This is a genomic window from Phenylobacterium sp. (assembly GCF_013822795.1).
In the GTDB taxonomy this organism is placed as follows: Bacteria; Pseudomonadota; Alphaproteobacteria; order Caulobacterales; family Caulobacteraceae; genus Phenylobacterium.
Genome location: NZ_PNLB01000015.1, coordinates 63,579 through 77,517 on the forward strand (window position 1 = coordinate 63,579; position 13,939 = coordinate 77,517).

6 protein-coding genes and 1 riboswitch are annotated in these 13,939 nt (G+C 70.5%); of the genes, 1 reads left to right on the forward strand and 5 read right to left on the reverse strand.

From position 1 onward, the window contains the following. Window positions 1-183: 183 nt before the first annotated feature. Window positions 184-5,013 (forward strand): NAD-glutamate dehydrogenase, encoded by a 4,830-nt coding sequence (locus tag C0481_RS14295; protein ID WP_293404913.1) that lies wholly within the window; start codon window positions 184-186, stop codon window positions 5,011-5,013. Window positions 5,014-5,487: 474 nt separating this feature from the next. On the opposite strand, the gene purH is transcribed toward C0481_RS14295, so the two are convergent. The 5 genes from purH to C0481_RS14320 all read right to left on the reverse strand — a co-directional run bounded on the left by purH (window position 5,488) and on the right by C0481_RS14320 (window position 13,837). Continuing rightward, window positions 5,488-7,080 carry a bifunctional phosphoribosylaminoimidazolecarboxamide formyltransferase/IMP cyclohydrolase gene (gene purH, locus C0481_RS14300; protein ID WP_293404915.1) on the reverse strand — a complete coding sequence of 531 codons (1,593 nt, stop codon included), beginning with the start codon at window positions 7,078-7,080 and terminating at the stop codon, window positions 5,488-5,490. A 29-nt stretch (window positions 7,081-7,109) separates the two neighbouring features. Further along, window positions 7,110-7,195: riboswitch (ZMP/ZTP riboswitch) on the reverse strand. Window positions 7,196-7,778: 583 nt separating this feature from the next. Next, window positions 7,779-9,506: a heparinase II/III family protein gene (locus C0481_RS14305; RefSeq protein WP_293404917.1), complete on the reverse strand. Its 1,728-nt coding sequence runs from the start codon at window positions 9,504-9,506 to the stop codon at window positions 7,779-7,781. 4 nt (window positions 9,507-9,510) lie between these two features. Then, window positions 9,511-10,170, reverse strand: a complete 660-nt coding sequence (gene rpe / locus C0481_RS14310) for a ribulose-phosphate 3-epimerase (RefSeq protein ID WP_293404919.1) — start codon at window positions 10,168-10,170, stop codon at window positions 9,511-9,513. A gap of 50 nt (window positions 10,171-10,220) precedes the next feature. Continuing rightward, window positions 10,221-11,504: a transcription antitermination factor NusB gene (locus C0481_RS14315; RefSeq protein ID WP_293404921.1), complete on the reverse strand. Its 1,284-nt coding sequence runs from the start codon at window positions 11,502-11,504 to the stop codon at window positions 10,221-10,223. A gap of 92 nt (window positions 11,505-11,596) precedes the next feature. Beyond that, window positions 11,597-13,837, reverse strand: coding sequence for a TonB-dependent receptor (locus C0481_RS14320; protein WP_293404924.1), 2,241 nt, complete (start codon window positions 13,835-13,837; stop codon window positions 11,597-11,599). Window positions 13,838-13,939 lie beyond the last annotated feature (102 nt).

Consider the following 13,939-nt stretch of genomic DNA (forward strand, 5'->3'; position numbering starts at 1 on the left):
GGCCTTCAACTTGTTCGCTTCCTCCCTATCTAAGGTCCATTCGGGAGCCCCCCGAATTCAAGGCGGTCCAGGCGTGAGCCCCGGCCGCTGCGAGCCCCGAGCGCTCCGCCTTCCCCCCCAAGGTGGAGCCAAGCGCCGCCGGACTCTCTCCTCCGGCGGCGCCCTCGCATCGGGAGCCTTCCAATGAGCAAGCGACCCAAGCTGACCAGCGCCCAGCGCGCCCTGGTCACGGCGTTCACCGCCCTCGCCGGTGATGAGCCCGCCGCCGGCGCCTTCATCGCCCAGGCCGCCGAAGACGCCGCCCCGGACGAGCTTCCCGAACTGCCGGGCAAGGCGCTGGCCGCGCAGCTAGCCGACTTCTGGGCCTTCGCCGCGAGCCGCAAGGGTTCGGCCCCGATCATCCGCCTGGCCGCCGTCGAAGGCGCGCCCGCGCTCGAGCGGCTGGAAATCATCCAGGACGACGCCCCGTTCCTGGTCGACAGCGTGATGGGCGAGATCGCCGATCAAGGCCTGTCCGTCCGCGCCATGTTCCACCCCGTGGTCGAGGTCGCCCGCGACAAGAAGGGCGCGCGCCTGGCCGAGGGCTCGCCCCGCCGGGAATCCATGATCCAGGTGATCCTCGAGCGCGTCGGCGCCGACCGCGAGGCGGCCCTGGTCGAGGGCCTGCGCGCTGCGCTGGCCGACGTCGGCGCGGCGGTGGACGACTTCCCCGCCATGCTCGACCTGATGGCCCGCACGATCGCCGAGCTGCAGGAGGCTCCCGCCGGCCCGCCCCGCGACGAGGACCTCGAATTCCTGCGCTGGCTGCGCGACGAGCACTTCGTCTATCTCGGCGCCCGGGTCTACGAGTACCCGCGCCTGAAGGACGGCGGCTACGCCAAGGAAGAGCCGCTGTTCCAGCCGCAGGACGGACTGGGCGTGCTGCGCGACCCGGCCCGCACCGTGCTGCGCCGCTCCTCCGAGCCGGCCCTGCTGACCGCCCAGGTCCAGGCCAGCCTGGCCAGCGACCCGGTCACCGTCGCCAAGTCCAACCTGCGCTCGCGCGTCCACCGCCGCGGCTACATGGACTATGTCGGCGTCAAGCGTTACGGCGCCGACGGCAAGCCCTCGGGCGAGATCCGCTTCGTCGGCCTGTTCACCGCCGAGGCCTATGACGAGCCGGCCCACGCCGTGCCGCTGGTCCGCGCCAAGGTCGCCAATGTCCTGGCCCGCGCCGGCAAAGCCCCGGGCAGCCACAACGAAAAGCGCCTGCGCAACATCCTGGAGACCTATCCCCGGGACGAGCTCTTCCAGGCCTCGGAAGACGACCTGCTGGCCGCCGCGCTCGGCATCCTGCACCTCTATGACCGCCCGCGCGTGCGGCTGTTCGAGCGGCGCGACCCGTTCGACCGCTTCGCCTCGGTGCTGCTGTTCGTGCCGCGCGACCGCTACGATTCCGACCTGCGCCAGCGGGCCGGCGAGATCCTCGCCGACGCCTATGGCGGCCGGGTCTCGGCCTATTATCCGGCCTTCTCCGACAGCCCGCTCGCCCGCGTCCACTTCATCATCGGCTTCCAGCCCGGCCACCACGCCGAGCCGAACCTGAAGTCGCTGGAGACCCAGATCGCCGCCGCCGCGCGGACCTGGGAAGACCGCTTCGCCGCCGCCGTCCGCGGCTCGGGCCGGGCCACGGCCGACGTCGCCGACATGGTCGCCCGCTACGCCGAAGCGTTCACCGCCGGCTATCGCGAGCGCTACGACGCCGAAGAGGCCCTCGCCGACATCGCGATCATCGAGAGCCTGCAGCCCGGCGAGCCGGTGCGCATCCGCGCCTTCCGCCGCGCCGCGGACTCCAAGACCCAGCTGCGCTTCAAGCTCTACCGGCCGGGCTCGCCCGCGCCGCTGGCCGACGTGCTGCCGATCCTCGAGAACATGGGCCTCAAGGCCATGGTCGAGAGCGGCTATCCGGTCATGCCGGCCGGCGGCCGGCGCGTCTTCGTCCACGAGTTCGAACTCGACGACCAGCACGGCGAGCACCTGGTGTTCGAGGACGTGAAGACCGCCTTCGAGGACGCCTTCACCGCCGTCTGGACCGGGAACACCGAGAGCGACGGCTTCAACCGCATGGTGCTGGAGCTGTCGATCTCCTGGCGCGAGGCGGCGCTGATCCGCGCCCTGGCCCGCTATCGCCAGCAGTCGGGCCTCGATCCCAGCCAGCGGGTGCAGGAAACCGCGCTCTCCAACCATCCGGGCGTGGCGCGGCTGATACTCGACCTGTTCCGCACCAAGTTCGACCCGGCCATCGACGCTGACCTGCCGACCCGCACGGCCCAGGCTGTGGTGGTGATGGACGAGATCGTCCAGGCCCTGCAGCAGGTCGACAGCCTCGACGACGACCGCGTGCTGCGCCGCCTGGCGCTGCTGGTCGGGGCCATCAAGCGCACCAACTACTACCAGCGCGGCGAGAACGGTCAGCCCAAGCCCTACATCAGCTTCAAGGTCGCCTCGGGCGAGCTGGCCGACCTGCCGCTGCCCAAGCCCTACCGCGAGATCTTCGTCTGGGCGACGCACATCGAGGGCGTCCACCTGCGCTTCGGCCCCGTCGCCCGCGGCGGCCTGCGCTGGTCCGATCGCCGCGACGACTTCCGCACCGAGGTGCTCGGCCTGGTGAAGGCCCAGCAGACCAAGAACGCGGTGATCGTGCCGGTCGGCTCCAAGGGCGGCTTCTATCCCAAGCAGCTGCCCAAGGGCGGCGCGCCGGACGTGGTCCGCGCCGAAGCCATCCGCGCCTACACCACCTTCCTGTCGGGCCTGCTCGACATCACCGACAACCTCGATCCCGAGGGCAAGGTGATCCATCCGGCCGGCGTCATCGCCCTTGACGGCGACGACCCCTATCTGGTCGTGGCCGCCGACAAGGGCACGGCGACCTTCTCCGACATCGCCAACGGCGTGGCCGAGTCCTACGGCTTCTGGCTGGGCGACGCCTTCGCCTCGGGCGGCTCGGCTGGCTACGACCACAAGGAAATGGCCATCACCGCCCGCGGGGCTTGGGAAGCGGTCAAGCGCCACTTCCGCGAGCTGGGCAAGGACATCCAGTCCGAGCCCTTCACCGTGGTCGGGGTCGGCGACATGTCCGGCGACGTGTTCGGCAACGGCATGCTGCTGAGCCAGCAGATCCGCCTGCAGGCCGCCTTCGACCACCGCCACATCTTCCTCGACCCCGATCCCAACCCGGCGACCTCCTACGCCGAGCGCAAGCGCATGTTCGAACTGCCGCGCTCGTCCTGGGACGACTACGACCGCAAGAATATCTCCAAGGGCGGCGGCGTCTTCGCCCGCAGCCTGAAGTCGATCCCGCTCAGCAAGGAAGTGAAGGCCATGCTCGGCGTCGAGGCCGACAGCCTCGCCCCGTCCGAGCTGATGACCGCGATCCTCAAGGCCCCGGCCGAGCTGCTCTATCTCGGCGGCATCGGCACCTATGTGAAGGCCGCGCGCGAAGCCAACGCCGAGGCCGGCGACAAGGCCAACGACGCCATCCGCATCAACGGCGCCGACCTGCGGGTCAAGGTCGTCGGCGAGGGCGCCAACCTCGGCCTCACCCAGGCCGGGCGCATCGAGTTCGCGCTGCGCGGCGGCCGGGTCAACACCGACGCCATCGACAACTCGGCCGGGGTCGACAGCTCCGACCACGAGGTCAACATCAAGATCCTCACCGGCACGCTCGAGCGCACCGGGGTCCTTGACCGCAAGAAGCGCGACAAGCTGCTGAAGTCGATGACCGAAGACGTCGCCGACCACGTGCTCGACCACAACTACGACCAGACCCTGGCGCTCTCGCTGATGGACCTGGACGCGCCCGGCGAGCTGGAACCCCACGCCCGCTACATGACCCACCTCGAAAGCCGCGGTCAGCTCGACCGCGCGGTCGAAGGCCTGCCCGACGCCGGGGTGATCGCCGAACGCCGCCAGGCCGGAAAGGGCCTGACCCGGCCGGAAGAAGCCGTGCTGCTGGCCTACGGCAAGCTCGAACTCAAAGGCGACATGGCCCACAGCCCCGTCGCCGACGATCCCTATTTCGAGGACCTGCTGGAAGGCTACTTCCCGAAGGGGGTGCGCAAGTACGACGACGCCCTGCGCCGTCATCGCCTGCGCCGCGAGATCATCGCCACCGTGGTCGCCAACGACGCCATCAACCGCTGCGGTCCGTCGTTCCCGACCCGGCTGATGGCGGCGGCGTCCTGCGACGTCACCGCCTTCGTCACCGCCTATGAGGCGGCCAAGGCGGTGCTCGGCCTGCCGGCCGCCTGGGACCAGGTCTCGGCCCTCGACGGAAAGGTCCCCGCCGCCGGGCAGATGGCCCTCTACCGCCGCCTGGCCTACACCCTGCGCGGCGAGACCTTCTGGCTGGCCCGTCGCGCCGCCCGCGGCGGCCAGGGCGTCGAGGCGCTCATCAAGCGCTACGGCCCGGGCGCGGCGACGCTGAAGAAGCTGGTGCCGGAGATCCTCTCCAGCGTCGAACGCGAGCGACTGGAAACCCAGGTGGGGCGCCTGACCGACGCCGGCGCGCCCGACGCGCTGGCCCGCCAGGTCGCGAACCTCCAGCCGCTGACCGTCGCCGTCGATCTCGTCGACCTGGCCGAGGCCTCGAACTGGAAGCTGGAGGCGGCCGCCCGCCTCTACTACCAGGTCGGCGCGGCCTTCGCCTTCGACCGCCTGCGCGCGGCGGCCGGCGGCTTCACGGCCGGCGACGCCTTCGAGCGCACCGCCGTCCGACGCCTGGTCGAGGACCTGCTGGCCGAACAGGCGGCCGTCACCCGCGCGGTGATGGCCTATGCCGACGACAAGGCCGGCGCCAGCGACGAGGCCGCCCAGGCCGCCATCGCCGCCTGGACCGCCCAACGCAGCGACGTCGCCCTGGCCGCCCGCAAGGCGGTCGAGGAAATCGAAGCCGCCGGCGGCGCCTGGTCCTTCGCCAAACTCACCATCGCCAACGCCGCCCTGCGCGAACTAGCCGGCGCCGAGGCGAAGTAACGCTTCGGATCTTCGCACTAAACAAAAACGCCGCGGATCACCCGATCCGCGGCGTTCGTGTTTCCGCCGTCGTGTCATCCCGGTTGCGCCAAAGGCGAAGACCGGGACGACACGGAAGAGGGCGCACACCGCCCAATCTCCCTCGCCCCCTTCAGGGGGAGAGGGTTGGGGTGAGGGGGCCTGCTGACTCAGCAATGCGCCGCTCCGCGCCGCTGACCCCTCACCCTACCCTCTCCCCTCAAGCGGGGAGAGGAACAGGCCGTCCAGCCCGCCCGGACTCAGATCCTCCCCATCTGGGGGAGGTGGCGTCCCGAAGGGTCAACGGAGGGGGCCTGCTGACTCAGCAATCCCCCTCAGTCAGCTACGCTGACAGCTCCCCCAGCGGGGGAGCATTTAGAGAGGCTCCCTCGCCCCCTTCAGGGGGAGAGGGCTGGGGTGAGGGGGACTTCGGCCGCAGCCAAGCCCCCTCGACACCTAGTGTCGGAACACCCGCACGCCGGTGAACACCATGGCGATGCCGCGCTCGTCGGCCGCTTCGATCACCTTGTCGTCGCCGATCGAGCCGCCCGGCTGGATCACCGCCGTGCAGCCGGCGTCGGCCGCCTGCAGCAGCCCGTCCGGGAACGGGAAGAACGCTTCCGACGCGCAGGCCGACCCCTTCAGGTCCAGGCCGAAATCGGCCGCCCGCAGCGCCGCGATCCGGGCCGAGTCCTTGCGGTTCATCTGGCCCGCGCCGACGCCCAGGGTCTGGCCGTTCCGCGCATAGACGATGGCGTTCGACTTCACGTGCTTGGCGATGGTGAAGGCGAACAGCATGTCGCGCACTTCCTCGTCGGTGGGGCTACGCTTGGTCACCACCTTCAGGTCCGCCGCGGTCAGATTGGCGGTGTCGCGGCTCTGCACCAGGAAGCCCCCGGCCACCGAGCGGAACACCTCGCCGGCCGCGTGCGGGTCGGGCAGGCCGCCGGTGACCAGCAGCCGCACGTTCTTCTTCTTGCGGAACAGCGCCACCGCCTCTTCGTCGGCGTCCGGGGCGATCACCACCTCGGTGAACACCTCCAGCACCTTGGCCGCGGTGGCCGCGTCCAGCTTGGTGTTGAGCGCGACGATGCCGCCGAAAGCGCTGGTCGGGTCGCAGGCCAGGGCCCGCTCATAGGCTTCGGCCAGCGAGCCGCCGGTGGCCACGCCGCACGGGTTGGCGTGCTTGATGATCGCGCAGGCCGGGGCCGCCTTGGGATCGAACTCGGCGATCAGCTCATAGGCCGCGTCGGTGTCGTTGATGTTGTTGTAGCTGAGCTCCTTGCCCTGCAGCTGCTTGGCCGTGGCCACGCCGATGCGCGGGTTGGCGAAGCGGTAGAACGAGGCCTTCTGGTGCGGGTTCTCGCCATAGCGCATGGTCTGCACCAGCTCGCCGGCATAGGCCTTGCGACGCGGGGCTTCCTCGCCCAGCGCCTGGGCGAACCAGGCCGAGATCGCCGCATCGTAGGACGCGGTGCGGGCATAGGCGCGGGCGGCCAGGGTCTTACGCAGGGCCAGCGAGGTCGAGCCGGCCTCCTTCAATTCCGCCAGCACCTCTTCCAGGTCGGCGATCTCCGTGCAGATCGCGACATAGCCGTGGTTCTTGGCGGCCGAGCGGACCATGGCCGGCCCGCCGATGTCGATGTTCTCGACGCAGTCCTCGAAGGTCCCGCCCTTCGCGACCGTGGCCTCGAACGGATAGAGGTTCACATAGACGATATCGATCGCGCCGATGCCGTGGTCGGCCATCGCCTTGGCGTGCTCGGCCGCGTCGCGCACGCCCAGCAGGCCGCCATGCACGATCGGGTGCAGGGTCTTCACCCGCCCGTCCATCATCTCCGGAAAGCCGGTCAGCTCCGAGACGTCCTTCACCGGCAGGCCGGCGTCGGCGATCGCCGCGCGGGTGCCGCCGGTCGAGACCAGCTCGACGCCGGCCGCGGCCAGCGCCTTGGCGGCCTCGATCAGGCCGGTCTTGTCGGAGACCGAGATCAGCGCGCGCTTGGGAACGACGCGGTCGGGAGCGGGCGGGAAATTCGGGGCGGCGGGCACGGCGCAGTCTCCTTCGAAGGGTTCAAAAAGGAAAATGCCCAGGCGAGCGGCGTGATGAGGTCCCGCGCTCCCCGGTGGTCGCCCACCTTAGATTTCGCCAGTCACACGGAACGCCGCCGACTTAGGCCCCCCACGCCCCAGGGTCAATGCGGCGAATCCCTTCGTTGTCATCCCGGTTTCGCCGCAGGCGAAGACCGGGACCCATGAACACCGGATCCATCAGGAAAGGCGCCGTCATCGCCCAACCATGGCGCGCATAGTCCCGGTCTTGCTCCGCAACGCCAAGCTCCCTCGCCCCCTTTTGGGGGGAGAGGGCTGGGGTGAGGGGGTCTGCTGACTCAGCAACGCGCCGCTCCGCGCCGCCAACCCCTCACCCTACCCTCTCCCCTCAAGCGGGGAGAGGAACAGGTCCCGGCCGAAACCAGATCCTCCCCTCTTGGGGGAGGTGGAACGATGCGCAGCATCGAGACGGAGGGGCTCTCAAAGCAACGTCAAGGTCCCCCTCAGTCAGCTGCGCTGACAGCTCCCCCAGAAGGGGAGCATCTGGAGAGGACGCATCCCAGAAAGACTCCCTCGCCCCCTTGGGGGAGAGGGTCGGGGTGAGGGGGTCTGCTGACTCAGCAATGCGCCGCTCCGCGCCGCACGACCCCTCACCTAGCCTCTCCGCTCAAGCGGGGAGAGGAACAGGCCGGGCTGACTCACTCGCCCGCAGCCGGGGCCGCGCTCGCCAGTTTCCAGCGCAGCTTGGCGCCGCTTTCGGCCCGGGCCTGACCGCGCAGCACGATGTGCTGGGTGCGGCGCGGCTTGCCGTCCTGGAAATAGACGCCGGTCTCGATGTCGGCGGCTTGCGCGTCGTTGCGCAGCCACCAGCCGTGGTCGTCCTCGCCGCCGCGCAGCAGCACGCTCTTGCCGTCCCGCGCCAGGCTGGCGCTGACGTCCGGATGGACGTGGAAGCGGACCTTGAACGGAATGAACCGCCGGCCGGCCTCGCCCATGTCGCCCGGCTTGACCGGGACCAGCATGTCCTCGCCGCGCAGCTCGTCCGCCGCCAGGTCGAGATAGAGCCGCCGCTCGTGGCGCAGGCCAAAGCGCCGGGCCCAGCCGTCATGCGCCAGCTCCAACCACAGCGCCTGCTCGGTCTCGTAGCGGCGGGCCTCGACATGGCTGTAGGCCCCGATCAGCCGCGGCCCCAGGGCGGCGGCGCGGAAGCCGCGCAGCGGCTCGCCGCAGGCCTCGTCCGAGATCGACAGGGTCGAGGAGGCGTCGACCAGCCGCAGCGCCTGCGGACCGGCGGCCTCCGGCGACCAGGCGCTGGCCGCGATCAGCCGGCGGCCGTCAGCCAGCACCTCCATGGCCAGCGGCTGGGCGCAGGCGGTGACGCTCCACGCCCCGTCGGCCGGAGCCGCGGCGTCGGCCAGGATCTGCAGGCTGCGCCCTTCCAGCCGGTGATAGCCGTTGCGCGAGGCCGGCGGCTTGGCGGTCCCGCCATTGTCGCCGGCCCGCACGGCGGCGACATAGCGCCGGGTGCCGGCCTCGCCGCCCTGCAGCTCGGGCAGCGCGCCATCGGCCAGGGTGAAGAACCGCACCGCTCCGGCCAGCCGGTCGATGGCCCGCATCATTTCCTCAGGCGCCGGCCGGCCGCGCTGCTCGAGCGCATCGTCGAGGCTGCGCAGATCGTAGAGCAGCTCCAGCGCCGCGCGCGGGCAGCGGCTGGCGTGGCCGCCGTCTGGCGCCACGCTGACCGGCAGCGCCCGGACCAGCCGCACCAGGCCCTGCTTCAACAGCCGCTCGCCGGCCTCGCCGCCCAGCGCCGCCCCGGCCAGGGCCGCGACGCTGGCGCGCTCGGCCGCCCGCGCCGGACCCTCGGCGACCGACAGCAGCTGCCGCGCCTGCCGCGCCAGGTCCTGGGCGATCAGCCCCGCCTCCATGTCCGAGGCCCCGGCGCAGATCGTCTTGGCTCCGCAGGCCAGGTGCAGCACCCGCCGCTCCAGCACCTCGGGGCTCCAGGAAAACGTGTTCCACTTGCCGAACAGGCCGCGCCAGTCGAGCGTCAGCCGCAGCGCCTCGGCCGCGCCCTCGTCGCCCAGCGCCAACAGGTCGCGCATCCAGTCGAAACCGTGCAGGCCGACGGCGAAGCCGTGGCTGGGACTGGGCCGGTCCCAGGGATCGCCGCCGACCCCGACCTCCATGACCACGCCGGAAAACTGAAAGCGGCCGGCCAGGATTCTGCGCCCCGCCTCAGAATCGGCCGGACGCCAGTCGCGCGGCGCGACGGACAGCCCCTGCGGCCGCGGCCGCGCCAGCAGCGCGCGATGCAGCGGCGAGCCGGCCCAGTCGCGCCGGGCCTGGCGCACCACGCCGGCCGCGATGGCCTGCCCCCAGAGGCCGGCCGGATGTCGGAAAAGTCTCGGGGGCGCCGCCGCCACCCGGTCAGCCGCCCTTCAGGGCGCGGATGTTCTCGGCGTACTTGGCAGGACCGCCCTTGAACACCGCGGTGCCCGCGACCAGCGCCGTGGCGCCGGCCGAGACGCAGAGCGGCGCGGTCTCCGGGGTCACCCCCCCGTCGACCTCCAGCTCAATGTGCTTGCCGCTGGCGTCGATCATTTTGCGCAGCGCCTCAATCTTGCGCAGCTGCGAGTGCATGAACTTCTGGCCGCCGAAGCCGGGGTTGATCGACATCACCAGGATCAGGTCGATCTCGTCCATCATCCACTGGATGACGCTCGGATCGGTCGAGGGGTTGAACACCACGCCGGCCTTGGCGCCCAGCTCGCGGATCCGCTTCAGGGTGCGGTTCAGGTGCGGGCCGCTCTCCGGGTGCACGCTGATATAATCGGCGCCGGCCTCGCGGAAGGCTTCCAGATACGGGTCGGCCGGGGCGATCATCAGGTGGACGTCGAACGGGATCTTCGCGTGCGGGCGCAGCGCCTTCACGATGTCGGGACCGAGCGTGATGTTCGGCACGAAGTGGCCGTCCATGACGTCGACATGCACCCAGTCGGCGCCGGCGGCTTCGATCGCGGCGACTTCCTCGCCGAGCTTGGCGAAATCCGAGGCCAGGATGGACGGGGCGATGATCGGTGCGGTCATGGTCTTCGACTTAGCCAAGGGTTGTGTTCGGGACAAGGTTGTCGGGGCGACTAAACTTCGCGTCGCAGGCGAGCGGCGTAGAACCCGTCCTGCCCGCCCGATCGATGATGCGGCAGCAGGCGAAGGGTTCCATCAGGCAAGAGGCTCGCTTGCGGCGCGCCCGCCTCGCCGGCGCTCGCCGGGACGACCTTGAAATCGGCGTGGCGGCTCAGGAAGGCGGCGATCTGCGCCTCGCCCTCTTCCGGCTCCAGCGAGCAGACGCAGTAGACCAGCCGGCCGCCCGGCTTCACCCGCCGAGCGGCCGAATCCAGCAGCCGGCTCTGCACGCCGGCCAGGGCGGCCACGTCGCTCGGGCGCGCGGCCCACAGCACGTCGGGATGGCGGCGATAGGTGCCGGTGGCGCTGCAGGGCGCGTCCAGCAGCACGGCGTCGAAGACCCGCGCATCGTCCCAGTCGCCGGCCTCGGCGGTGACGATCTCGGCGCCCAGCGCCATGCGCTCGAGGTTCTCCTTCACCCGCATCAGCCGCGCGGCCGAACGATCGACCGCCACGACGTCCGCGCCGGCCGCCGCCAGCTGCAGGGTCTTGCCGCCGGGCGCGGCGCAGAGGTCCAGCACGCGCTCGCCAGGCTGCACGTCCAGCAGCCGGGCCGGGATCGCCGCGCTGGCGTCCTGCACCCACCAGGCGCCCTCGCCATAGGCCGGCCAGGCGCCGACATCGCCCTTGCGGGCGGTGCGCAGGGTCGGACCGGCCAGGATCTCGGCTTCGAGCTCGCCGGCCAGCCGCTCGGCCTCGCCGGCGGACTTCAGGGAAAGGTCTGTGGCCGGCTCGTCGGCGATCAGCGCCGCCATGGCCAGCGCCGCCTCGGCCCCGAACGCCGCGCTCCAGCGGGCCAGCAGCCAGGGCGGGCACAGCGCGTCGGGCGCGTTCAGGTCCGGCGGCTCGCGCAGCAGGGTGCGCAGCACGCCGTTGACCAGCCCCTTGAAGGCCCGCGTCGAGGAGTGGCTGGCGGCCAGGTCGACGCTGGTGGTCACCGCCGCGAAGGCCGGGGTCTCCAGCACGAAGGCCTGGGCCAGGCCGATCCGCAGGATGTTAACCACCGCGTCGGGCGGCGGCTTGGCCAGCCGGCCCTGCAGGGCGCGGTCGATCGGTCCCAGCCGGCGCAGCGTGGCCATGGCCAGCGCCATGGCGAAGCCGCGGTCGCGGGGCTCGAGGTTGCGGAAGGCGGGCCGGGTCAGGGCTTCGTCCAGCCCGGCGCGGCGCGCCAGGGCGGAGGCGAGAATGTCGATGGCGGCCCGGCGGGCGGGCAGGCCGATGTCACGGTCTTCGGTCACCGGCGGTGCGTGCCCGCATTGGGCCCGCGATGCAAGGTGCAGTGTGGCGCAGGCCCGGCGAAGCGCTTGGCTCCGCCGGGCCGCCAGTAGGCTTAGAAGCGCTTCGTCACCTGGATCCCGAAGGTCCGGGGCTCGTTGACGAAGGCGGTCAGGTTGTTGAAGTCGATGGCGCCGATAACGTTCGCCTCGTCGGTCATGTTGCGGATGTAGAGCGCCGCTTCCAGACCCAGTTCCGGCGCACGCCAGCCCGCGCGGGCCCCGCCTTCGAAGGCGGTGTCCTGCTGGAACTCGACCGATTCATAGAGGAACAGGTTGAAGTTCTTCTGCAGCACCCAGTCGGTCGAGGCGAACAGCTCCGCGCCGCTGGCCAGGGTGTGCACCCAGTCCAGGGCGATGTTGGCGGTGTATTCCGGCGCCTGCGGGAACGGGTTGCCGTTGATGTTGGCGCGGCGGGTCGTGCCGACGTTCACGATCGGATCGGTGACGGTGCAGTTGGCGCCGCAGAACGCCACCAGCAGGTTGCTGTCCTTGATCTCGGTGTGGTTCCAGGCGAACCCGCCGGTCAGGTTGAAGCCCGCGCCGAGATAGACGTCGCCGTCGATTTCGATGCCGTAGCCCTCGCCCTTGTCGGCGTTGATCAGCTGGTTGAAGTTGCCCTCGCCGCCGATCGCCGTGAACTGCGGGTCGGTGACTTCGTAGAAGTAGGCGGTGGCGTTCAGGCTGGCGCGGCGCTCCCAGAGGCGGGCCTTGAAGCCGGCTTCGTAGGACATCACGGTCTCGGAGTCGGCGGTGGTCACCACGTTCGAGGTGGCGATCCGGCCCTGGATCGACGGGCCGCGATAGCCCTTGGCCACGCGCGCGAAGAGGTTGAGGTCGTCGTTGACCTCATAAAGGGCGCTGACGTCCCAGCTGAGCTGCTCGTCGCCGACCGCCTTGGTCACGTCCAGCGGCGCACCCAGGGTGCGCTGGCCGCGGAAGTCGCGGCTGTCGTCGGTGTAGCGCAGGCCGGCGGTCAGCTTCAGCGCGTCGGTCACCTGATAGTAGCCCTGGCCGAACACCGACCAGGAGTCCGACTCCTGGACGATGTCGGTGACGATGGTCGGCTGCAGGCCGCCCGTGCCGTTGAAGGTCGCCGAGATCAGGTTGAAGCGCTCTTCCCAATAGAAGGCGCCGACCTGCCAGCCGAACGCGCCGTCGCCGTTCGAGGCCAGGCGCAGCTCGTAGGTGTCCTGGGTCAGGTCGCTGTCCAGGGTGCCGGTTTCGGAGTTGAACGGCGTCTTCCAGGGCGCGCCGGCCGGGGCCGAGGCCACGCCGCCGTCGATGTCGCCGTCGCCGGCCGAAGCGCCCCAGTAGCGGGCCGCGACGCCGGTCAGCGTCGCCGGGCCGAAGTCGTAGGCCACCTTCAGCGAGCCCGAACGGGTTTCCTGCTTCTGGAAGTTGTTGCGGCCGCCGTCGTAATAGACGCGCTCGCGGTTGAAGTTGGCGTTCAGCTCGTTGGAGCCCTTGGTCAGCACGTTGGCGCGGTTCATCGTGCCGGTGCCTTCGTAGTCGCGGGCCTGCAGGGTCAGCAGGGTCGACAGTCGCTCGGTCGGGGCCCAGGCGACGTGCACGCGGCCGGCGCGGTCGTCGAAGTTGCCCAGGTCCTTGCCGTTCGGATCAGCGAACGCCGGGCTGTACATGTTGTCGACCCAGTCGTCGCGATGGTTCCACAGGCCGGCGATGCGGACCTGCAGGGTGTCGTTGACCGGGATGGTCACGCCGGTCTCGGCGCGCACGGCGCCCAGGTTGCCCATGGCCAGCGAGCCGAAGCCGGTGAAGTCGTTGGTCGGCTTGACGGTGTCGATCTTGACCACGCCGGCCGGGGTGTTGCGGCCGAACAGCGTGCCCTGCGGGCCGCGCAGCACTTCCAGCTGCTGGACGTCGAACAGCGGGAAGCCCTTCAGGAAGACGTTCTCCAGCACCACGTCGTCGAGCACGACCGAGACCGGCTGCGAGGCGTTGAAGTCGAAGTCCACGTTGCCGAGGCCGCGGATGTAGAAGCGCGGCGCGTAGCGGCCGTTCGAGCTTTCGACCTGCAGGCTGGGCACGCGGGCGGTCATCGACAGGATGTCGCCGCCGCCGGCCGCCACTTCGGCCAGCTTCTGCTCGGTCATCGCGGTGACCGCGAACGGCACGTCGCGGATGTTCTCGCTGCGGCGCTGGGCCGTCACCACGATGTCTTCGACGGTGTAGGCGGCGTCGGCGGTGTTCGCGGTCTGCGACAGCGCGGGCGTGGAGACGAGAAGAGCCAGGCCGCTGACCGTGCAGGCCAGCGCGCCGAGACGACGTGACATGAGTATATCCCCGAGGATTTGGATTATTGGCGCCGCCCTACGTTGCAGCGCACAAAAGAGCCAATACAAAACGGCGTTCGAATCGTGAAATTTTCACGACGT